At 64.7% G+C, this 19,743-nt stretch carries 14 protein-coding genes and 1 pseudogene; 6 read left to right on the forward strand and 9 right to left on the reverse strand.

What is annotated here, in order from left to right; genetic code table 11:
* Positions 1-16 precede the first annotated feature (16 nt).
* The 5 genes and pseudogenes from atpA to ACVILI_RS02575 form a co-directional block, all read right to left on the reverse strand.
* Positions 17-1,546: a F0F1 ATP synthase subunit alpha gene (gene atpA / locus ACVILI_RS02555; RefSeq protein WP_019861845.1), complete on the reverse strand. Its 1,530-nt coding sequence runs from the start codon at positions 1,544-1,546 to the stop codon at positions 17-19.
* On the reverse strand, positions 1,546-2,106 hold the full coding sequence (locus tag ACVILI_RS02560) for a F0F1 ATP synthase subunit delta (RefSeq protein WP_019861846.1): 561 nt from the start codon (positions 2,104-2,106) through the stop codon (positions 1,546-1,548). Before ACVILI_RS02560 ends, atpA begins: the two co-directional genes overlap by 1 nt.
* 246 nt (positions 2,107-2,352) lie before the next feature.
* Positions 2,353-2,748: an AGROH133_08824 family phage infection protein gene (locus tag ACVILI_RS02565; RefSeq protein WP_027047509.1), complete on the reverse strand. Its 396-nt coding sequence runs from the start codon at positions 2,746-2,748 to the stop codon at positions 2,353-2,355.
* Positions 2,749-2,843: 95 nt separating this feature from the next.
* Positions 2,844-3,540: pseudogene (locus tag ACVILI_RS02570) on the reverse strand (aspartate/glutamate racemase family protein).
* Between the two features lie 50 nt (positions 3,541-3,590).
* Positions 3,591-5,774: a primosomal protein N' gene (locus ACVILI_RS02575; protein WP_038650356.1), complete on the reverse strand. Its 2,184-nt coding sequence runs from the start codon at positions 5,772-5,774 to the stop codon at positions 3,591-3,593.
* A gap of 91 nt (positions 5,775-5,865) precedes the next feature.
* Between ACVILI_RS02575 and fsa the strand changes: the two genes are divergently transcribed.
* Positions 5,866-6,522 carry a fructose-6-phosphate aldolase gene (gene fsa, locus ACVILI_RS02580; protein ID WP_038650357.1) on the forward strand — a complete coding sequence of 219 codons (657 nt, stop codon included), beginning with the start codon at positions 5,866-5,868 and terminating at the stop codon, positions 6,520-6,522.
* 87 nt (positions 6,523-6,609) lie between these two features.
* Here fsa and ACVILI_RS02585 read toward each other — a convergent pair whose 3' ends face one another.
* The 3 genes from ACVILI_RS02585 to leuS form a co-directional block, all read right to left on the reverse strand.
* Positions 6,610-9,195, reverse strand: coding sequence for a DNA translocase FtsK (locus ACVILI_RS02585; protein ID WP_240564712.1), 2,586 nt, complete (start codon positions 9,193-9,195; stop codon positions 6,610-6,612).
* Positions 9,196-9,451: 256 nt separating this feature from the next.
* A complete protein-coding gene (gene lptE, locus ACVILI_RS02590) occupies positions 9,452-10,030 on the reverse strand; it encodes an LPS assembly lipoprotein LptE (protein WP_019861852.1) in 579 nt (192 codons plus the stop codon).
* Entirely contained in the window at positions 10,017-12,644 is a 2,628-nt protein-coding gene (gene leuS / locus ACVILI_RS02595; RefSeq protein ID WP_038650359.1) for a leucine--tRNA ligase, read from the reverse strand. The genes lptE and leuS overlap by 14 nt, the downstream gene beginning before the upstream one ends.
* 156 nt (positions 12,645-12,800) lie before the next feature.
* On the opposite strand from leuS, the gene ACVILI_RS02600 reads away from it, so the two are divergent.
* The gene (locus tag ACVILI_RS02600) at positions 12,801-13,463 is read left to right on the forward strand and encodes a YggS family pyridoxal phosphate-dependent enzyme (RefSeq protein WP_038650360.1); all 663 of its coding nucleotides are present in this window, start codon (positions 12,801-12,803) and stop codon (positions 13,461-13,463) included.
* Between the two features lie 109 nt (positions 13,464-13,572).
* Positions 13,573-14,622 (forward strand): aldo/keto reductase, encoded by a 1,050-nt coding sequence (locus ACVILI_RS02605; protein WP_064981325.1) that lies wholly within the window; start codon positions 13,573-13,575, stop codon positions 14,620-14,622.
* A gap of 268 nt (positions 14,623-14,890) precedes the next feature.
* On the opposite strand, the gene ACVILI_RS02610 is transcribed toward ACVILI_RS02605, so the two are convergent.
* Positions 14,891-15,796, reverse strand: a complete 906-nt coding sequence (locus ACVILI_RS02610) for a LysR family transcriptional regulator (RefSeq protein WP_038650364.1) — start codon at positions 15,794-15,796, stop codon at positions 14,891-14,893.
* 125 nt (positions 15,797-15,921) lie between these two features.
* Between ACVILI_RS02610 and ACVILI_RS02615 the strand changes: the two genes are divergently transcribed.
* The 3 genes from ACVILI_RS02615 (at position 15,922) to ACVILI_RS02625 (ending at position 19,536) form a co-directional block, all read left to right on the forward strand.
* Positions 15,922-17,115, forward strand: coding sequence for an MFS transporter (locus ACVILI_RS02615; protein ID WP_038653500.1), 1,194 nt, complete (start codon positions 15,922-15,924; stop codon positions 17,113-17,115).
* A gap of 61 nt (positions 17,116-17,176) precedes the next feature.
* Positions 17,177-18,457 (forward strand): SGNH/GDSL hydrolase family protein, encoded by a 1,281-nt coding sequence (locus tag ACVILI_RS02620; RefSeq protein ID WP_038650366.1) that lies wholly within the window; start codon positions 17,177-17,179, stop codon positions 18,455-18,457.
* 44 nt (positions 18,458-18,501) lie between these two features.
* The gene (locus ACVILI_RS02625) at positions 18,502-19,536 is read left to right on the forward strand and encodes an aldo/keto reductase (RefSeq protein WP_038650367.1); all 1,035 of its coding nucleotides are present in this window, start codon (positions 18,502-18,504) and stop codon (positions 19,534-19,536) included.
* The last annotated feature ends 207 nt before the right edge of the window (positions 19,537-19,743 follow it).

Consider the following 19,743-nt stretch of genomic DNA (forward strand, 5'->3'; position numbering starts at 1 on the left):
CGTCTTGTCGCTTCGCTCAGGCGAAGGTCTTGGCGAAAGCGTCGATCTCTGCCTTCAGCTTGGCGCGCAGATCGTCCGACAGCGCCTTTTCCTTGCGGATGGCGTCGAGAACGTCCTTGCCCGCCGCACGCATGTGGCTGAGCAGGCCATGCTCGAACTTGCCGACCTGGTTGACCGGCAGCTTGTCGAGATAGCCGTTGACGCCGGCGAAGATCACCGCGACCTGCTCTTCCGTCTTCAGAGGCGAGAACTGCGGCTGCTTCAGGAGTTCGGTCAGGCGCGATCCGCGGTTGAGCAGGCGCTGCGTGGCGGCATCGAGATCCGAGCCGAACTGCGCGAAGGCCGCCATTTCGCGGTACTGCGCGAGCTCGCCCTTGATCGAGCCGGCAACCTGCTTCATCGCCTTGATCTGCGCCGAGGAGCCGACGCGCGACACCGACAGGCCGACGTTGACGGCCGGACGGATGCCCTGGAAGAACAGGTTGGTTTCGAGGAAGATCTGGCCGTCGGTGATCGAGATCACGTTGGTCGGGATGTAGGCCGACACGTCGTTGGCCTGGGTTTCGATGACCGGCAGAGCCGTCAGCGAGCCATTGCCCAGATCGTCATTGAGCTTGGCGGCGCGCTCGAGCAGGCGCGAGTGCAGATAGAAGACGTCGCCCGGATAGGCTTCGCGGCCCGGCGGGCGGCGCAGGAGCAGCGACATCTGGCGATAGGCGACGGCCTGCTTCGACAGATCGTCGTAGCTGATCAGCGCATGCATGCCATTGTCGCGGAAATACTCGCCCATGGTGCAGCCGGCGAACGGCGCCAGGAACTGCATCGGCGCCGGATCGGAAGCGGTGGCGGCGACGATGATCGAATATTCGAGCGCGCCGCGCTCTTCCAGCACCTTGACGAACTGCGCGACGGTCGAGCGCTTCTGGCCGACGGCGACATAGACGCAGTAGAGCTTTTCCTTCTCGGGGCCGTTGTCGTGCACCGACTTCTGGTTGAGCATCGTGTCGAGGATGATGGCGGTCTTGCCGGTCTGACGGTCGCCGATGACCAGCTCGCGCTGGCCACGGCCGACCGGGATCAGCGCATCGATGGCCTTGAGGCCGGTCGACATCGGCTCATGCACCGACTTGCGCGGGATGATGCCGGGCGCCTTGACGTCGACGCGCTTGCGTTCGGTCGCCTTGATCGGGCCCTTGCCGTCGATCGGATTGCCGAGCGCGTCGACGACGCGGCCGAGCAGACCCGGACCGACCGGAACGTCGACGATGGCGCCGGTGCGTTTGACGGTGTCGCCTTCCTTGATGTCGCGGTCGGCGCCGAAGATGACGACGCCGACATTGTCGGCTTCGAGGTTGAGCGCCATGCCGCGGATGCCGCCGGGGAATTCGACCATCTCACCGGCCTGGACATTGTCGAGGCCGTAGACGCGGGCGATACCGTCACCGACGGACAGCACCTGTCCAACTTCGGAGACCTCGGCCTCCTTGCCGAAATTCTTGATCTGGTCTTTCAGAATTGCGGAAATTTCCGCGGCGCGGATGTCCATCAGCCGACCTCTTTCAGTGCAAGCTTGAGCGAATTAAGTTTGGTTTTGAGCGACGTATCGATCTGGCGCGAGCCCATCTTGACCACCAGCCCGCCGAGCAGCGACGGATCGACGGTGACGGAAATGGCCACGTCCTTGCCGGCAACACTTTTCAGCGCCGCCTTGAGTTCGGTCTGCTGGGCAGCCGTCAGCTCATGAGCCGACGTCACTTCAGCGGCGGTCTCGCCACGATGCTCGGCGGCGATCTGGCGGAACGCCTTGATCATGCCGGGCACGGCGAACAGCCGGCGATTGCGGGCGACGACGCGCAGGAAATTACCGGTGAGGCCGGTGATCCCCGCTTTGTCGGCGATCGCCGCGATGGCCTTGGCCTGCTCCTCGCTGGAGAACACCGGGCTGTTGATCAGCCGGGTCAGGTCGGAACTGCCAGCCAGCATCGCCTCGAAACTGTTGAGGTCGGACTCGACCTTGGCCACGGAATTTGCCTGCAGGGCGAGTTCGAACAGCGAACCCGCGTAGCGTTCTGCGACACTTGAGATTGGCGATGACGATTGGGCCACGGACCGTCTTTTCTCTTGTCTGACAGGCCGCAGATTGTTGGCGCGAGCAAAAACTCTGGCTAAATCTTTGACCTTACTGCATTTTTTCAAGCACGGAGGCGCGGCTTCCGCTATCCCCGGCCGAAAGTCGATTGCCGTCTAGCACAGGCATTTTAAGACCGCAATGCGTCGTTCCGCATGCTTTTCAGGCACTATTGTCGCATCCGGCGAAAGACTCGCGCCTTATGCGCCGGAATACCCTTGGATTCACGGCACAAAGCCGAAGGCAAAGGCAAGCGGCAACGCCGCCAGGACCAATTCCACCACAATGGAAACCCAATTGAAAGGTGTGTTGGCGCCATCCGACATCATCGACAGCAGCCGGCCGAAGGCCGTGAACAGCCAAGAGAAGCCGAGCGCCATGTAAACCAGCGGCTGCGCCAAGAGGATGCAGCACAGGCCGACGCCGAGATAAAAGCCCGACATCCTGCCGCGCCCTTCGGCGATCGCCGCCGCTTTCTCCGGTTTCGCCTGCAGGCGCAGGATGCGGAAGGCCAGGCTGGGTGCCAGGAAAAACACAAGCCCGAGCAGAACGGTGAAGACGGCGCTCGACCAGGCCAGCCATTCGCCCTGGCTCGTCGGCCATGGAAGCGCAAAATCCATCTTGTCCCCTCAAAATGCCTGTTTTGAAATTGCCGGCATTCTAGCGAAGGAAAGAATGCGCGCCAGATGGCATCAGGCACTTTAGGAGAAACGCATCAAGCCAGAGCGAATTCCACCGCCGCCTCGGCATGGATGCGTGTCGTGTCGAATACCGGAATGTCGAAATCGTCCTGTCCGATCAGCATGGTGATCTCGGTGCAGCCCATGATGATGCTGTCGGCGGCCTCGTCGCGGCGCAGGCGTTCGGCCTCTTCGATATAAGCCGCCTTCGAGGCTTCGGTGACGATGCCCTGGCAGAGCTCGTCATAGATGACGCGATGCACCATGTCCCGCCCCGCCGCATCGGGCACGACCGGCGACAGCCCGTATTTGTCGGCGAGCCGGCCCTTGTAGAAATCCTGCTCCATGGTGAAGCGCGTCGCCAGCAGCGCCGGGCGCTGCATGCCGGTGCGTTTGATCGCCGCCGCCGTGGCGTCGGCGATATGGATCAAGGGGATCGACACCGCCGCCTGCACCTGGTCAGCCAGTCTGTGCATGGTGTTGGTGCACAGAACCAGACCCTCCGCGCCGCCCGCCCTCCAGCTTGCGCGCGGCATCAATCAGAAGCACGCCGGCGCCGTCCCATTCGCCATGATGCTGCCGCTCGGCGATCTCGGCGAAGTCGAACGACCAGAGCAGCAGCTTCGCCGAATGCAGCCCGCCAAGGCGATCGCGCACGATCTCGTTGAGCAGGCGATAGTAGATGGCGGTCGATTCCCAGCTCATGCCGCCGAGCAAGCCAAGGGTTTTCATGTGATCTTCCGTTTCTCGCTGGCCAGCAGCCTATCGCCGATATGGCGACCTTACAAAAAGCTCTGCGGGTCGATGTCGACCTGCACCCGGACCGAGCCGCGCTGCTTCGGCCCATTGGCCAGCATGGTGCGGATAAATCCTTGCATGTCGGCGCGCCGTTCGCCCTGGATCAGCAGGCGGAACCTATGGCGACCGCCGAGTAGGGAGAGCGGCGCTTCCGCCGGCCCCAGCACGAACAGGTCCGACGCCTCGGGCGCAGCGCGGCGCAGGCCGCGTGCATGCCCTTCCGCTTCCGCTCGCGTCACCGCGCTGACGATGACGCCGGCCAACCGGCCGAAGGGCGGCAGGGCCGCCCGCTCCCGCTCGGCGATCTCGCGCTCGTAAAAAGCCTCGGCATCGCCCGAGACGATCGCCCGCATCACCGGATGGTCGGGCTGGAAAGTCTGCAGCAGGCCGAGGCTCTTCTTGCCGGTGCGGCCGGCGCGGCCGGTCACCTGGCTGAGCAGTTGGAAGGTGCGCTCGGCGGCGCGCGGATCGCCATTGGCAAGACCGAGATCGGCATCGACGACGCCGACCAGCGTCATGTTGGGAAAATTGTGGCCCTTGGCCACGAGCTGCGTGCCGATGACGATATCGGCCTCGCCATCGGCGATCGCTTCCAGTTCCAGCCGCAGCCGCCGCACCCCGCCCATCAGGTCGGACGACAAGACGATGGTGCGCGCATCGGGGAAATGCGTGACGACCTCCTCGGCGATGCGCTCGACACCCGGGCCGCAGGCGACCAGATGGTCGAGCGTACCGCATTCCGGGCAGGCTTCGGGGCGGCGCTCATTGTGCCCGCAATGATGGCAGACCAGCTGGCCGCGAAAGCGATGCTCGACCAGCCAGGCCGAACAGACCGGGCAGCCGAAACGGTGGCCGCAGACGCGGCACAGCGTCAGCGGCGCATAGCCGCGCCGGTTGAGGAACAGGAGCGACTGTTCCTTCTTCTCCAGCGTCTTGCGCATATGGTCGATCAGCACCGGAGACAGGAAGCCGCCACGCGCCGGTGGCGCGCGCCGCATGTCGATCGACTTCAGCTGCGGCAGCGCCGCCTCGGCGAAGCGGGCGGAAAGGATGGCCCTGTTGTACTTGCCTTGGCTCGCATTGACGCGGCTCTCGACCGAAGGCGTCGCCGACGCCAGCACCACCGGAAAGCCGCCAATATGGCCGCGCACCACCGCCATGTCGCGCGCATTGTAGAAGACACGGTCCTCCTGCTTGTAGGCAGGGTCGTGCTCCTCGTCGACGACGATCAGGCCAAGCTCCTTGAACGGCAGGAACAGCGCCGAGCGCGCGCCGGCAACGACGCGCACCGTGCCTTCCGCCACCTGCCGCCAGACTTTTTCGCGCATCCTGGGCGGCAGGTCGGAATGCCATTCGCCCGGCTTGGCGCCGAAGCGCTGCTGGAAGCGTTCGAGGAAAGCGTGGGTCAGCGCAATTTCCGGCAAAAGGATCAGCACCTGCTTGCCCTGGTCGAGCGCCGCCGCCACCGCCTCGAAATAGACCTCCGTCTTGCCAGACCCGGTGACGCCGTCGAGCAGCGCGACGTTGAAGGCGCCGGCCGCGACATTGGCGCGCAGCATCGATGCGGCGTCGCTCTGGTCCGGCATCAATTCCGGCACGGCATAGCTCGGATCAGGTGCTGCCACGACCGGGCGCGGCGGGATCATCACCGTCTCGAACACGCCTTGCGCCTTCAGCCCCTCGATCACCGTCGACGACACACCCGCCGCATGCGCGAGGCCCGACCGCGTCCAGGCCAGCCCGCCTTCGGCCGTTTCCAGCACGCGCGCCCGCGCATCCGTCATCCGGTCGGGAACGATAAGCGTGCGTTGCAATCCCTCGATCCAGGGCTCCGGGTCAAAGGCCTCCGGCGCTCTGAGCAGCATGCGCGCCACCATGCCCGGCGCCGACAGCGTGTATTGCGCCACCCAGTCGACGAAACGGCGCATCGAACGGTCGATCGGCGGGCAGTCGAAGACCTGTTCGATCGCGCGCAGTTTTTTCGCGTCGACAGTCTCGACCGCGCCATCCCAGACGATGCCGGCAACCTGGCGCGGCCCGAGCGGCACGCGCACGATCGACCCTGGCACGACGCGCATGCCGACCGGCACGGCATAGGTGTAGGGGCGTTCGGCAGGCATCGGCACCAGCACCGGTGCGGCTGCGACAAAGGGCGAATCTTCGATCATGAGGCGTGACCTTGCCCCGACTTTGGTCTAGATCAAAGAGCAACGCTGAACGTGCCTTCCCAGGCACGACGAAATCGTCAGGAGACCCGCCATGAAATTTTTTGTCGACACCGCCGACATCAAGGATATCCGTGAGCTGAACGATCTGGGGCTGGTCGACGGCGTCACCACCAATCCGTCGCTGATTCTCAAATCCGGCGGCAAGATCGCCGACGTCACCAAGCAGATCTGCGATATCGTCGCCGGCCCGGTCTCGGCCGAAGTCGTGGCGACCGAATACAAGGACATGATGGCGGAGGCCGAGGTGCTGGCCAAGATCGCGCCCAATGTCTGCATCAAGGTGCCGCTGACGCTGGACGGCCTGAAGGCCTGCAAGACGATCCGCACCCAGATGAACCGCATGGTCAACGTCACGCTGTGCTTCTCGGCGAATCAGGCGCTGCTCGCCGCCAAGGCCGGCGCCTCGTTCATCTCGCCCTTCGTCGGCCGCATCGACGACACCGGCTCGGACGGCATGGAGCTGATCCAGGAGATCCGCCAGATCTACGACAATTACGACTTCCAGACCGAGATCCTGACCGCATCGGTGCGCACGGTGAACCACGTCAAGCAGGCGGCCCTGATCGGCGCCGATGTCATCACCGCGCCGCCGGCGACGCTGAAGGCGCTGGTCAAGCACCCGCTGACCGACAAGGGCCTGGAACAGTTCCTCGCAGATTGGGCCAAGACCGGCCAGAAGATCGGCTGAGATCGCACTGCTTCAATAGAAAAGGCCGGGCGACCGGCCTTTTTTATTACGCGTCGCAAGAAGCCCGATCGCCGAAAGGACCGCCGATCATTCCGTGCCGTCGTCGTCGGCCGCGGCTGCCTGCGGGCGCCGGCCCATGATGATTTCGCGCTTGCCGACATGGTTGGGCGCGCCGACCAGACCTTCCTTCTCCATGCGTTCGACCAGGGAGGCGGCGCGGTTGTAGCCAATGCCGAGCCGGCGCTGAATGTAGGACGTCGAACACTTCTTGTCGCGCACCACCACCTTGACCGCTTCGTCATAGCTGGAATCGCCGTCCTCGGCCGCGACCGATCCCTTGTCGAAGACCGCGCCCTGGTCGTCCTCGACCTCTTCCTCGTCCTCGTCGGCGGTCACGGTCTCCAGATATTCCGGGCGGCCCTGCGCCTTCAGATGCGCCACGACATGCTCGACCTCCGCGTCGGAGACGAATGGGCCGTGCACGCGTGATATCCGCCCGCCCCCCATCATGTGCAGCATGTCGCCCTGGCCGAGCAGTTGCTCGGCGCCCTGCTCGCCCAGGATGGTGCGGCTGTCGATCTTGGAGGTGACCTGGAAGGAAATTCGGGTCGGGAAGTTGGCCTTGATCGTGCCGGTGATGACATCGACCGAGGGGCGCTGCGTTGCCATGATCAGATGGATGCCGGCGGCGCGCGCCATCTGCGCCAGGCGCTGGATGGCGCCTTCGATCTCCTTGCCGGCGACCATCATCAGGTCGGCCATCTCGTCGACGATGACGACGATGTAAGGCATCGGCGCAAGATCGATTTCCTGCTGCTCGAACAGCGGCTCGCCGGTGCCCTTTTCGAAGCCGGTCTGCACCGTCATGATGACCGCCTCGCCCTTGTCGCGGGCTTGGGCGGCGCGCTCATTGTAGCCGTCGATGTTGCGCACGCCGAGCCGTGCCATCTTGCGATAGCGGTCCTCCATTTCGCGCACCGCCCATTTGAGTGCGGTGACGGCCTTCTTGGGATCGGTGACGACGGGCGTCAGAAGATGCGGGATGCCATCATAGACGGAGAGTTCCAGCATCTTCGGATCGACCATAATCAGCCGGCATTCTTCCGGCTTCAGCCGGTAGAGCAGCGACAGGATCATGGTGTTGATGGCGACAGACTTGCCGGAACCGGTGGTGCCGGCGACGAGCAGATGCGGCATCTTCGCCAGTTCGGCGATGACGGGCTCGCCGCCGATCGTCTTGCCGAGGCAAAGCGCCAGCTTGCAGCTGGTCTTGCGGAAGCCCTGCGATTCGATCAGTTCGCGGAAATAGACGGTCTCTCGCGTCTCGTTCGGCAGCTCGATGCCGATGACGTTGCGGCCGGGCACGACGGCGACGCGCGCCGAAATCGCCGACATGGAGCGGGCGATATCATCGGCAAGACCGATGACGCGGGACGATTTGACGCCCGGCGCCGGCTCGAACTCATAGAGAGTGACGACCGGACCTGGGCGAACGTGGATGATCTCGCCGCGCACGCCGAAATCCTCGAGCACGCTCTCCAGGAGATCGGCATTCTGCTCGAGCCGCTCCTGCGACATATAGAAACCCTGCCCTTCCGGCGGCTGCTGCAGCAGCTCTTCCGAGGGAAGTTCGTACGCCTCGCCTGTCGTGGCCGGCACGATCTTGCCGGCCAAAGGCAGCGGCGAAGAGGGGCGCGCGGCCGGAACCTGTACGGTCTCCTCGGCGCCTTGTGCGATTTGCACCGGAGCGGCATCACCCGCGACGGCAGGGGCTGCGACCCGCGCCTGGGCTCGCTTCGGCACACCACCCGCCGCCGGCTGAACCGCCGCTTCGTTGGAGTTGGCCGGCCGGACATCCGGCAAAGCGGCAGGAGCTTGCTGGCCTGGAAGCCAGTCGATGACGCGGAACGACGCGGTCGGGTCGGCCGAGGGCGCGGCGCGGACATCGATCCGACCGGCGGCAACTGGCGCGGCGGCGCGCGGGACCGGGACGGCTCGCGACGTCTGCGACGAACCTTCGATCATGTAGGGCGCCATGAGCTCGAAGAAGACGTGATCCGACAGATAGGGCCAGCGGACGGTTTCACGGCCAGTCGTCTTGACCGGCGCCACCGTTCCCTGGGCAGACGCGGCCGGTGCGGGTGCCCGTACCGGCGCAGCGGTCCTCGGACCGGCCGTCACAACCGTCCGCGCCTTTTCGTTGGCATGCCTTGGCGGAACGGAGGCCGGTGATCTTTCATGCATCACGGCTTTGTTGCCGGCGGGCGGCCGGGCGGCTTCCAGAGCGGCGTTCCGGCTTTTCATCGCCGCCGGCAATGACGGGGACGAGACCCCTGACGACGGCGCAGCCGCGGCAGGCTGTGCGACGGCTTGCCGCGCCGGCGGCGCCGGCGGTTCGCCTTGCTCGGAGGTGATCTGGCGCGGATGGCGCGGATTGGCTTCGTAGTCCGGCGTGCGGGTAAACCGCACATTGGGCGCCAGGAAGAAATACTCCTGCCAGGCGGGGCTTTCGTTGCCGACGAGATCGACAGGTGGCGGGAAATTGCCGCCCGTGGTCGCGCCGGGCGGCTGGCTTTCCACCTTGCCGCTCATGCCGCTGAAACGCTTTCCCTCGGGGTCATCGGGCGAAGCTGACTTCAATGAATTGACCCGAGGAAAACGCTTGGATTCCATTCTCAAGACTCACTCTGAAACGTCAGCTGAGCAATAGGGAGCGAGTGGTTAACAGTTGCTTCCCGTGAGCGCTTTTGGAGCGGCCGAAATGTATCTTTCGCGGCGATGGCGCACGAGCCGGATTCGAGCCGATGATCGTCACCCCACGATCGTCCACTCATGCACATGCTTCGAGTTAAAAAGAGAACCCTCGGCCATCGCGAAGCGGGCCGTGCATCAGGATCGAGGCAGCGTTTTCCGTGAAAAGAAGGTGGCGCTAGCTGGCCGCCTTGCCGTGCCGGACCAGATCCTGGGCGATGGACAGCTGCAGCGCCTCGGCCAGCTCGCGCGCGGCGCGGTTCTCGGCGTCGATCTGCGCCCTGTACGAGGCAAATTCCTGGCGCGGCCTGTCGAACGACGAGGTAATCGAGCGCTTGCCGACGGTGATGACTGCGCCGCTTTTCGCATCGGTCAGCGTATAGTTGGCGGTCAGCGTCACCGAGCCGGCGGTCGGCTCGTCCTCATCGGTGCCGACCTGCACGAGGGCGGAGGATTCAACAGCTTCGGTCACGCTGAGATTAAGCGAATAGAGCGGCGACGCCGGTTCGCCGGCACCCCGCCCGAAGCCGAAGATCAGATTGTTGCGCACCTGCTGGGCATAACGCGTCTTGACCGGCTTGATGGCGATCGACGCCAGCTCGGCATTGGCGCTCGAGCCCGTCGACAACGGCGCGTTGGAATAGAGCGGCCGCACCGTGCAGGCCGAAACCAGAGCCAGCGAGCCGACAAGGCCGGCGAGCGCGACGCGGCGCAGCAAGCGGCTCAGCTCTGTCTTTTCCCGATCAGGCAACGACATTGACGATCCTCTGCGGCACGATGATCACCTTGCGCGGAGCCTTCCCTTCGAGTGCTTTCTGCACGAAGTCGAGAGCCAGTACCGCTTTTTCGACCGCACCTTGGTCCGCGTCGCGGGCAATTGTCAAATCCCCCCGCTTCTTGCCGTTGACCTGCACCGGATAGGTCACTTCGTTGTCGACGACCAGCGCCGGGTCGAAGACCGGCCATGGCCGTTCGGCGACCAGATCGGTGCCGCCGAGCGTCTCCCAGCACTCTTCGGCCAGATGCGGCATGACAGGCGCGATCAGATGCACCAGGATCTCCACCGCCTCGCGGCAGGCACCCTGCAGTGCCGGATCGGCCTTGCCTTCCGCTACCTGGTTGAGCGGCGTTGTCAGCACATTGGCCAGTTCATAGATGCGGGCGATGGCACGGTTGAAGCCGAGCTTCTCGATGTCCTCGCCGACCGCCTTCAGGATCTTGTGCGCGGCTTTGGAGACCGCTGCAGCCTCGCCGGAATTGGCCGCCACGGGCTCGACGCCTGCCAGCGTTTCGGCTGCCGTAGACACCAGGCGCCAGATGCGCTGCATGAAGCGATGCGCGCCGGCGGCGCCATCGTCGGTCCACTCGACGTCGCCCTCGGGCGGCGAATCCGACAGCATGAGCCAGCGCGCGGTGTCGGCGCCGTAGCCGTCGGTGATGTCTTCCGGGCTGACCGTGTTCTTCTTCGACTTCGACATCTTTTCGAGCGAGCCGATCGCCGCCTCTTCGCCGGTGGCGATCTCGATGGCGCGGCGCTTGCCTTCGGCATCCTCGATCCTGACCTCAGCCGGCGACAGCCAGCGGCCATTGTTCGAGGCGCCACCGACGCGGTAGGTCTCGTGCACCACCATGCCTTGCGTGAACAGGCCCTTGAACGGCTCGGCAAGGTCGAGATGCCCGGTCGCGCGCATGGCGCGGGTGAAGAAGCGCGAATAGAGCAGGTGCAGGATCGCGTGCTCGATGCCGCCAATATACTGGTCGACCGCCAGCCAGTCGTCGGCGGCCTTGGGCTCGGTCGGCTCATTGGCCCAGGGCGCGGTGAAGCGGGCAAAATACCAGGACGAATCGACGAACGTGTCCATCGTGTCGGTCTCGCGCCGCGCATCCCTGCCGCATTGCGGGCACTTCACATGCCGCCAGGTCGGATGCCGGTCGAGCGGGTTGCCCGGCCGGTCGAAATCGACATCGTCGGGCAGCTTGACCGGCAGGTCGGCCTTCGGCACCGGCACCACGCCGCAATCCTCGCAATGGATCATCGGGATCGGGCAGCCCCAGTAGCGCTGACGCGAAATGCCCCAGTCGCGCAGGCGGAAATTCACCTTGCGCTCGGCCATAGGCCGGTTGCCGATCGTCTTCTGCTCCAGCAGCTTCGCCACTTCGTCGAAGGCGCGGTCCGGCGTCATGCCGTCGAGGAAGCGCGAATTGATCATCACGCCGTCGTCGACATACGCTTCTTCCGTGATCTGGAACGACTTCGCATCGCCGCCCTCCGGCATCACCACCGGGATCACCGGCAAGCCGTATTTGTTGGCGAAGTCGAGGTCGCGCTGGTCGCCGGACGGGCAGCCGAAGATGGCGCCGGTGCCGTATTCCATCAGCACGAAATTGGCGACGTAGACAGGCAGCGTCCAGCTGTCGTCGAAGGGATGGACGACACGGATGCCGGTGTCGAAGCCCTTCTTCTCGGCCGTCTCTAGTGCGGCCACCGAAGTGCCCATATGGCGGACTTCGTCGATGAACTTCGCCAGCGCCGGATTGGTCTCGGCGGCCTTCTTGGCCAGCGGATGATCGGCGGCGACAGCCATGAAGGAGGCGCCGAAAATGGTATCGGGCCGCGTCGTGTAGACTTCCAGCTCATGTTCGCCGGCAACGTCGGAGGCCAGAGGCCAGCGGATCAGCAGGCCTTCCGAACGGCCGATCCAGTTCTGCTGCATCAGCTTCACTTTTTCGGGCCATTCGTCGAGGCCTTCGAGCGAATCCAGCAGGTCCTGCGCAAAGTCGGTGATCTTGAAGAACCACTGCGTCAGCTCGCGCTGTTCGACCAGCGCGCCGGAGCGCCAGCCGCGACCGTCGATGACCTGCTCGTTGGCGAGCACGGTCATGTCCTCCGGGTCCCAGTTGACCTTCGAGGATTTGCGCGTCACCAGCCCCTTCTCGACGAAATCGAGGAACAGCATCTGCTGGCGGTGGTAGTAGTCGACGTCGCAGGTCGCGAATTCGCGCGCCCAGTCCAGCGACAGGCCCATGACCTTGAGCTGCTCGCGCATGGTGGCGATGTTCTGGTAGGTCCATTCCTTGGGGTGGACCTTGTTCTGCATCGCCGCGTTCTCGGCCGGCATGCCGAAAGCGTCCCAGCCCATCGGGTGCAGCACATTGAAACCCTTGGCCCGCTTGTAGCGCGCCACCACGTCGCCCATCGTGTAGTTGCGGGTGTGGCCGATGTGGATCTTCCCCGACGGATAGGGGAACATCTCGAGCACGTAGTATTTCGGGCGCGGATCGTCATTGTGCGCTTCGAACAGCTTCTTTTCGGCCCAGGCCTTCTGCCATTTGGGTTCTGACGCGCGCGGATTGTATCGTTCGGTTGCCATGGGACGTTTTTCACTTAAAAGCAGGCGCGAACCGCGGGCGACTGGCTCCGCGGTTCAGGGAATGTGGTCCGGGTGTTCACCATGGTTTGGCAAACCCGTCAACCATATGGGCTTCGCGGCGGCTAAAAACGCGGATCAAAACAGCGGGATTTGCATATGGGTGACACCGTTCAGCAGTTTTTCGCGGTCAAGGCGAAGATCGCCGCCGCCGAGCAGGAGGCCCGCCGCGAGGCCGGCGCGGTGACGCTGGTGGCCGTCTCCAAGACCTTTGACGCCGCCGACATCCGCCCCGTCATCGAGGCCGGCCAGCGCGTCTTCGGCGAGAACCGCGTGCAGGAAGCGCAGGGCAAATGGCCTGATCTGAAGCAGGCTTTTCCTGACATCGAGCTGCATCTCATCGGTCCGCTGCAATCGAACAAGGCCAAGGAGGCGGTGGCGCTGTTCGACGTCATCGAGACGGTCGATCGCGAGAAAATCGCCGCCGAACTCGCCAAGGAGATTACCCGGCAGGGACGCTCCCCAAAACTCTATGTCCAGGTCAACACCGGCTCCGAGCCACAGAAGGCCGGCATCGAGCCCCGCGCGGCGATCGCCTTCGTCGCCCGCTGTCGCGATGTCCACGGCCTCGCCATCGAAGGGTTTATGTGCATCCCGCCGGCCGACGAGAACCCCGGCCCGCATTTCGCCCTGCTGGAAAAGCTCGGTCGCGAGGCCGGCGTCGCCAAACTGTCTATGGGCATGTCCGGCGACTACGAGACGGCCATCGCCTTCGGCGCCACCAGCGTCAGGGTCGGCTCGGCGATTTTTGGTAGCCGCTGATACGCACGCCTTTGGGCCAGTTCGGCAAGCTGGCTGCGCCACGACTGGAAACGAAACGTACCGTTCCTATTTGTTTTGTGTCATCACAAATTTCTCCTGGAGCTTCGCCATGCGTTACAACCAGCTTGGAAATACGGGGATGTACGTCTCCGAACTGTGCCTCGGCACCATGACCTTCGGTGCCGCCGGCCAGAATGCCCAATGGGGGCTGATCGCCAGCCTCGACCAGAAGGGCGTCAACGAGATCGTTGGCCGCTCGATCGCCGCCGGCGTCAACTTCTTCGACACGGCCGACGTCTACTCCTTCGGTGAGTCCGAGCGCCTGCTCGGCCAGTCGCTCAGGGACCTCGGCGTCAAGCGTTCGGACGTCGTCATCGCCACTAAGGTGCATGGCGCAATGGGCCAGGGTCCGAACGAGCGCGGCTCCTCGCGCGGCCACATCATGGATTCGGTCGATGCCAGCCTCGAACGGCTGCAGCTCGACCATATCGATCTCTATCAGCTGCACGGCACCGACGCGGTGACGCCGATCGACGAGACGCTGCGGGCGCTGGACGACCTCGTTGCTAGTGGCAAGGTCCGCTATGTCGGCGTTTCTAACTGGGCGGCATGGCGCATCGCCAAGGCGCTCGGTATCGCCGACCGCAAGGGCTTCGCCCGCTTCGAGACCATCCAGTCCTACTATTCGATCGCCGGCCGCGACCTCGAGCGCGAGATCGTGCCGCTCATCAACGAGGAGAAGCTCGGCCTGATGGTGTGGTCGCCGATGGCGGGCGGCCTGCTTTCCGGCAAGTACGGTCCCGGTGCGCCCGGCAATGGCGAGGGCCGCCGTGCGTCCTTCAACTTCCCGCCGGTCAACGAGGATCGCGCCTGGGCGGCCGTCGCCGTCATGCGCGAGATCGCCAAGAAGCATGGTGTCAGCGTTGCCACGGTGGCGCTCGGCTATGTCCTGGCCAAGCCCTTCGTGATGAGCGTCATCATCGGCGCCAGCCGCATGGACCAGCTCGAACAGAACCTTGCCGCGACTGAAGTGAAGCTCGACGCGGACGATCTCGCCAGGCTCGACGAGGTCAGCGCGCTGCCGTCCGAATATCCCGGCTGGATGCTGGAGCGCCAGGCGGCCGGCCGTCGCCCGGCGCCATTCGTGCCGAAGGGGTAGTCCGTCTCCACCACGACGCGATTTTCTGCAAAGCCGCGCGTTCCTTCGGGCGCGCGGCTTTTTCGCGCTTCAAGCCGCACGGCCGCCTTGTACCGGACGCGATTGCGGCTACCGGAGCAGCATATGGGGATGTCTGGAGGTGACGATGGCACCATCCGCCGCGCAATTTCGGGACAGCATCGTTGCGATCCCGTGATGATGAGCGGACGGGGATTCCATATCCCGCCCCTGCCGGGTTGTCGAACGGACCTTGAAAACCTGCGTTTCCTCAGAGCCGTACAGTCTCGGCCAGAAAATCGAGAAAGGCCCGCACCCGCGCCGGCAGATGCCGGCCCTGGCCGACATAGACAGCATGGGTCGCCTCCTCGTCGCCCGGATTGAAATCCTCCAGCAGCGTCACCAGCCGACCGGCTGCGATATCGGCCGCGACATGCCAGCGCGCCAGCCGGGAGATGCCGGCTCCGGCCAGCGTCATCAGCCGCATCGCCTCGCCGTCACTGACCAGCGTGTCGCCGGTGATCGGGACCATGACCGCGTTGCCGGCAGCGTCGACAAACGGCCAGCCATCAATATGCCTTACGAAGCCGAAGCCCATGCGATTATGCCCATCGAGATCGGCCGGCGTCAGCGGTTTTCCCTGCGCTTCGAGATAGGACGGGGCCGCAACCACCACCACCGGGCTTTGCCCGAGCTTGCGCGCCACCAGCCGCGATTCGCCGAGCGGCCCGGCGCGGATGGCGACATCGGCGCGTTCGGCCATCAGGTCGATGACGCTGTCGGTCAGCACCAGATCGACCGAAATTTCGGGATAGCGCTCAAGGAAGCGCGGCAGGAGGGGGATCAGCCGGTGCACGCCGAAGGGCACGTAGGTGTTGACGCGCAGCCGCCCGCGCGGTGCGGCACCCGCCGCCGCCTCGCGCTCGGCCGCGGCCATATCGGACAGGATACGCAATCCGCTGTCGTAGAATGCCGTTCCCTCCGGCGTCAGCTGCAGCTTGCGTGTCGAGCGGCTGACCAGCCGCGCGCCGAGCCGGGCTTCCAGACGCGCGATCAGCTTGCTGACGGCTGATGGCGTCATGCGCAGCGCGCGCGCAGCCGCCGAGAAGCTACCGGCCTCGACAACGCGCACGAACACTTCGATCTCGCCGGAGCGGTTGATATCGGGTCTGGCCATTTGTGAATCTATTTCACAGTAAATGTGCCGAACACAAGTCTGGTTCACAGTGCATGGCGACACGATCTTTCGGCTCGGAGCGCGGTTTGGACAAGGCGCTCGTCGTCGCCAAAGTGGGAACCATCATGCCTCTTGCTCTCTACGCCCTCGCCGCCGGCGCCTTTGGCATCGGCGTCACCGAATTCGTCATCATGGGTCTGCTCATCGACGTCAGCAAGGATTTCGGCGTCTCGATCTCGACCGCCGGCCAGCTCATTTCGGGCTATGCGCTGGGCGTCGTCATCGGCGCACCGCTGCTCACCATCGCCACCGGCAACTGGCCGCGCAAGACCGTGCTGCTGGTGCTGATGGCGATCTTCACGCTGGGCAATCTCGCCTGTGCGCTGGCGCCCGATTATTGGACTCTGATGGGCTCGCGCATCGTCACCGCCTTTGCCCATGGCACCTTCTTCGGCGTCGGTTCTGTCGTCGCCACCGGCCTCGTCGCGCCCAACAAGAAGGCATCGGCGATCGCGCTGATGTTCACGGGGCTGACCATCGCCAACATCCTCGGCGTACCCTTCGGCACCTGGCTCGGCCAGGCCTTTGGCTGGCGCGCGACCTTCTGGGCGGTGACCTTGGTCGGCCTAGCGGCCTTTGCCGTCATCCTGGCCCTGGTGCCGCACAGCCAGGCAGCACCCGAAAAGAGCGACCTGCGCGCCGATCTCGCCGTGCTGCGCCGCACGCCGGTGCTGCTCGGCCTCGCCACCACCGTGCTTGGCTATGCCGGCGTCTTTGCCGTCTTCACCTACATTGCCCCGCTGCTGACCGAGATCAGCGGCTTCAAGGAAGCGGCAGTGTCGCCGATCCTGCTCGTCTTCGGCGGCGGCCTCATCGCCGGCAACCTCGCCGGCGGCAAGATCGCCGACCGCTGGCTGGTGCCGGCGGTGCTGGGCAGCCTCGTGGTGCTGGCCGTGGTGCTGGCCACCATGAGCTTCGCCATCCACAGCCAGGTCCTGGCCGTCATCTATGTCGGCCTGCTGGGGGCCGCCGCCTTCGGCACCGTGGCGCCGCTGCAGATGTGGGTGCTGGACAAGGCGCAAGGCGCCGGCCAGAGCCTCGCCTCCTCCTTCAACATCGCCGCCTTCAATCTCGGCAATGCCGCCGGCGCCTGGCTCGGCGGCGCGGTCATCGCCCATCGCCTTGGGCTGGGTTCGCTCACCTGGGTCGCCGCTTTGCTGCCGGTCGCGGCACTCGCCGTGGCGGGATTGGCGCTGCGCCTCGACAGACATGAAGAGCGGCTGATCCCGGCTGCTGCCGGCACCGCCTCCATGAAGTGATGGCAGCACCGATATCGACCCGTCGACAGACGCCCCGAAACGAGGCCCGAGAGGAGAGCCTATGACACTTCCGATCCACCGCACCACCGTCGCCCTTCTGGCAACGCGCCTGACACTCGGCGCGCTCGCGTTGGCGGCTTCGTCGATGGTCAGCCCGGCAATTGCCGGCGAGAAACAGGACTGGGTGGGCACCTGGACGGCCAGCCCTCAACCGACATGGGGGACCGATTTTGCCTTGCCGGTGAAAATGATGCCAAAGCTTGAGAACCAGACCATACGCCAGACGGTCAGGACCAGCGTTGGCGGCAGGCGGTTCCGCATCGTCCTGTCGAACGAGTATTCAAACGTGCCGATCCAGATCGGCGAAATACGTGCGGCGAGAGCTGGCGAGGACTCGAAAATCACCGCCGGCACCGATCGTGCCGTCACATTCGGCGGTCAGGCAAAGGCAACAGTTCCGGCAGGCGCGCCTTTGGTCAGCGATCCGGTGGAATTGCCCCTCGATGCCTTGAGCCGCCTTTCGATATCGGTCTATCTGCCGCAGCCCACACCAATCTCCACCTTCCATTGGGACGGTAAGCAGACCGCCTATATCGGCGACGGCAACCAGACGGCTTCCGAAACCATCGCAACCGCGCAGACCACCGACGCGCGTACCTTGGTCAGCGAGATCCTGGTCGATGCGCCGGCAAATGATGGCGCCGTGATCGCCATCGGCGATTCGATCACCGACGGCAACGGCGCCACGCTGGACGCCGACAACCGGTGGCCGGACGTCCTCGCCGAGCGTCTCGTCTCGAAACACGTGTCGGTGCTTAACGCAGGCATATCCGGAGCGCGGCTGCTGGATGATGCGATGGGCGTGAAGGCTTCGGCCCGCTTCGACCGTGACGTGCTGGCTCAGCCCGGCGTCAAGGCGGTCATCCTGCTCATCGGCATCAACGATATCAGCTGGCCCGGCACGCCATTCGCACCTGAGAAATCCCTGCCCTCTCTGGCGGCACTCACCACTGGATACCTGCAACTCGCAGCCCAGGCCCACGCCCATAATCTGATCATCATCGGCGGCACGTTGACGCCCTTTGAGGGCGCGCTGAGCGGCACGCCGCTCGATGCCTACTACACGCCTGAAAAAGAAGCGTTGCGCCAGAAGGTCAACAACTGGATCAGAACCAGCGGTGCCTTCGATGCGGTCGTCGACTTCGACCTGCTGCTCCGCGATCCCGTGCACCCGACACGCCTGCTGCCGGAGTTCGATTCCGGCGACCACCTCCATCCGGGCGACAAGGGAAACCGGGCCATGGCCGCGGCCATCGATCTCGGCCAACTGATCAAGAATTGAGCAGCCGGCAACTGACTTCATCCAGCAATTGAAAGGACAAAATCATGGACTATCGACGTCTCGGCGCGTCGGGCCTGAAAGTGCCCGCACTCTCCTTCGGCGCGGGAACCTTTGGCGGCTCCGGCCCGCTGTTCGGCGCCTGGGGCAACAGCGACGCCAAGGAAGCGCGGCGGCTGGTCGACATCTGCCTGGACGCCGGCGTCAATCTGTTCGACACCGCCGACGTCTATTCGAACGGCGCCTCGGAAGAGGTGCTCGGCGAAGCCATCAAGGGCCGGCGCGATGCCGTGCTGATCTCGACCAAGACGTCCTTGCCGATGGGCGACGGGCCGGCCGATTACGGCTCTTCGCGTTCGCGCCTGATCAAATCCGTGGACGCCGCGCTGAAGCGCCTCGGCACCGACTACATCGACCTGTTGCAACTGCATGCCTTCGACGCCGGCACGCCGATCGAGGAGGTGCTGTCGACGCTGGACGAGCTCGTGCGCGCCGGCAAGCTGCGCTATGTCGGCGTCTCCAACTTCTCCGGCTGGCAAGTGATGAAGTCGCTGGCGGAGGCCGATAAGCACGGTTATCCGCGCTATGTCGCGCACCAGGTCTACTATTCGCTGGTCGGCCGCGACTATGAGTGGGAACTGATGCCGCTCGGCCTCGACCAGGGCGTCGGCGCGCTGGTGTGGAGCCCGCTCGGCTGGGGGCGGCTGACCGGCAAGATTCGCCGTGGCCAGCCTCTGCCGGAAAAGAGCCGGCTGAATGACACCGCAAGCTTTGGCCCGCCGGTCGAGGACGAACATCTCTACCGGGTGATGGATGCGCTGGACGCGGTGGCGCAGGAAACCGGGAGGACCGTGCCGCAGATCGCCATCAACTGGCTGTTGCAGCGCCCGACCGTTTCCTCCGTCATCATCGGCGCCCGCAACGAGGAGCAACTGCGCCAGAACCTCGGCGCCGTCGGTTGGTCGCTGACGCCGGAGCAGGTGAAGAAACTCGACGCCGCAAGCGAAGTGACTGCGCCCTACCCGTATTTCCCCTATCGCCGCCAGGAAGGTTTCGCCAGGCTGAACCCGCCGGCCGTTTGAGCGCCGGCTGAGTCAGCGCAAGCGCTGGTAGTTGGCCACGGTCTCGGAGGTTCGTCATCCTAGGGCGAAGCAGGAGCGCAGCTCCGTCGCGGAGACCCTAGGATCCATGCCGCGACTTCAAGGCGTTGCAACGGTGCAGAATTCTGCTCCGTTGCACTCCACGGCAAAGGTCACGGCATGGATCCTCGGGTCAGGCCCGAGGATGAC

Source organism: Mesorhizobium sp. USDA 4775, from assembly GCF_054062655.1.

What these genes read in the sequence shown, in the direction of transcription:
- atpA (WP_019861845.1), bottom strand. Translation starts at nt 1,546, where the DNA reads ATGGACATCCGCGCCGCGGAAATTTCCGCAATTCTGAAAGACCAGATC.
- ACVILI_RS02565 (WP_027047509.1), bottom strand. Translation starts at nt 2,748, where the DNA reads ATGGATTTTGCGCTTCCATGGCCGACGAGCCAGGGCGAATGGCTGGCC.
- ACVILI_RS02575 (WP_038650356.1), bottom strand. Translation starts at nt 5,774, where the DNA reads ATGATCGAAGATTCGCCCTTTGTCGCAGCCGCACCGGTGCTGGTGCCG.
- fsa (WP_038650357.1), top strand. Translation starts at nt 5,866, where the DNA reads ATGAAATTTTTTGTCGACACCGCCGACATCAAGGATATCCGTGAGCTG.
- ACVILI_RS02585 (WP_240564712.1), bottom strand. Translation starts at nt 9,195, where the DNA reads ATGGAATCCAAGCGTTTTCCTCGGGTCAATTCATTGAAGTCAGCTTCG.
- lptE (WP_019861852.1), bottom strand. Translation starts at nt 10,030, where the DNA reads ATGTCGTTGCCTGATCGGGAAAAGACAGAGCTGAGCCGCTTGCTGCGC.
- leuS (WP_038650359.1), bottom strand. Translation starts at nt 12,644, where the DNA reads ATGGCAACCGAACGATACAATCCGCGCGCGTCAGAACCCAAATGGCAG.
- ACVILI_RS02600 (WP_038650360.1), top strand. Translation starts at nt 12,801, where the DNA reads ATGGGTGACACCGTTCAGCAGTTTTTCGCGGTCAAGGCGAAGATCGCC.
- ACVILI_RS02605 (WP_064981325.1), top strand. Translation starts at nt 13,573, where the DNA reads ATGCGTTACAACCAGCTTGGAAATACGGGGATGTACGTCTCCGAACTG.
- ACVILI_RS02610 (WP_038650364.1), bottom strand. Translation starts at nt 15,796, where the DNA reads ATGGCCAGACCCGATATCAACCGCTCCGGCGAGATCGAAGTGTTCGTG.
- ACVILI_RS02615 (WP_038653500.1), top strand. Translation starts at nt 15,922, where the DNA reads ATGCCTCTTGCTCTCTACGCCCTCGCCGCCGGCGCCTTTGGCATCGGC.
- ACVILI_RS02620 (WP_038650366.1), top strand. Translation starts at nt 17,177, where the DNA reads ATGACACTTCCGATCCACCGCACCACCGTCGCCCTTCTGGCAACGCGC.
- ACVILI_RS02625 (WP_038650367.1), top strand. Translation starts at nt 18,502, where the DNA reads ATGGACTATCGACGTCTCGGCGCGTCGGGCCTGAAAGTGCCCGCACTC.